Source organism: uncultured Streptococcus sp., from assembly GCF_938036805.1.
In the GTDB taxonomy this organism is placed as follows: domain Bacteria; phylum Bacillota; class Bacilli; order Lactobacillales; family Streptococcaceae; genus Streptococcus.
This window is the reverse complement of sequence record NZ_CALHWC010000177.1, coordinates 1-1,034: the sequence shown is the minus strand read 5'-3', so window position 1 is coordinate 1,034 and position 1,034 is coordinate 1. Positions and strand designations below refer to the sequence as shown.

General features: G+C 42.7%; 2 protein-coding genes and 2 pseudogenes. All 4 read right to left on the bottom strand.

The genetic code is table 11. The annotated features are described in order from the left end of the window. A pseudogene (gene nadD / locus Q0191_RS07240) lies at window positions 1-84 on the bottom strand (nicotinate-nucleotide adenylyltransferase); the annotation flags it as partial. 28 nt (window positions 85-112) lie between these two features. After that, on the bottom strand, window positions 113-424 hold the full coding sequence (gene yhbY / locus Q0191_RS07235; RefSeq protein ID WP_125406137.1) for a ribosome assembly RNA-binding protein YhbY: 312 nt from the start codon (window positions 422-424) through the stop codon (window positions 113-115). A gap of 48 nt (window positions 425-472) precedes the next feature. Continuing rightward, window positions 473-856 carry an MGMT family protein gene (locus Q0191_RS07230; RefSeq protein WP_125406140.1) on the bottom strand — a complete coding sequence of 128 codons (384 nt, stop codon included), beginning with the start codon at window positions 854-856 and terminating at the stop codon, window positions 473-475. 14 nt (window positions 857-870) lie between these two features. After that, window positions 871-1,034, bottom strand: a pseudogene (locus Q0191_RS07225) (ribosome biogenesis GTPase YqeH); the annotation flags it as partial.

Sequence of the window (1,034 nt, the reverse complement as noted above, 5' to 3'; positions counted from 1 at the left end):
AATGCCAATCTGCTTGCGTTTTTTATCTTTAACTTCTGGTTCTAATTCCACCTTGATAAAGGGGGTCAGTAATTCAATAGCCATAGGCTGATATCTCCACAGAAATTTTTCCTTAAATTTGCTTGACTTTAACAGAGAGTTTGCGATTTTCCTTCTTGCTGGACTGCTTGAAGAGAATCAAGATCCGGCCGATCTTCTGCACCGTATCCACTCCGATTTCTTCTTCCAAAATCTCAGCAACTTCATGGATATTCTCATCTGTATTCTGCAAGAGCGTAACCTTGATCAGTTCTCGCGCATCCAGTGCCTGACGAATGCTGGTTTTAATCTGGTCATTGAGACCGTTTTTGCCAATCTGAACGATGGGCTTGAGTGTGTGGGCCTGACTGTTGAGAAAGGCCCTTTGTTTACTTGTTAATGCCATAGTTTTCCTTATTCTTTTAAAAATAGCAGAGCTTATACTCAAAGAGTATTAGTATTGCCCGCACATGAGATTTCTTTCCAAATCAAATGAATACCGTTTCTTTTGAAAATCTTGGACATAGTACCTCATCTTTGTTTTCCCTTTTTGAATAATGCTATGTCCTTCCGCTTCCAGCAGCCCTCTTTGTACTTCAAGGCCTCCAGGATACTTCGCATTGACTTCCCCGCCTGACTTGAGCACTCGCCAATAGGGGATTTTGGCATCTTCCTCAGACCAAGCGACAATCAAAGCAGCAATACCTGAAAAAAATGGAGCACTATTATCCTGTCCAAAGTGAGTACGCAAATCAGCCAAGGTAACCACTTTGCCGTATGGTATTTGCTGAATAGCTTCCACATATTTTTCTGGTGTGATAAAAGTTGACTGGGTCATACATCCTACCTTTCTTAGATAATCGCCTTGCGCAAGACCACGTCCACTCCTTTTGGAGCCCAAGCCGCAACCTTGGCTCTGTCATTGACACGAATCCAGCCCAGACCAGAGAAGACGATATCCGTCTTGTCCTTGATGGTAAATTCATGCTTGACCAAGGCTGGAAATTCTTCCTTTT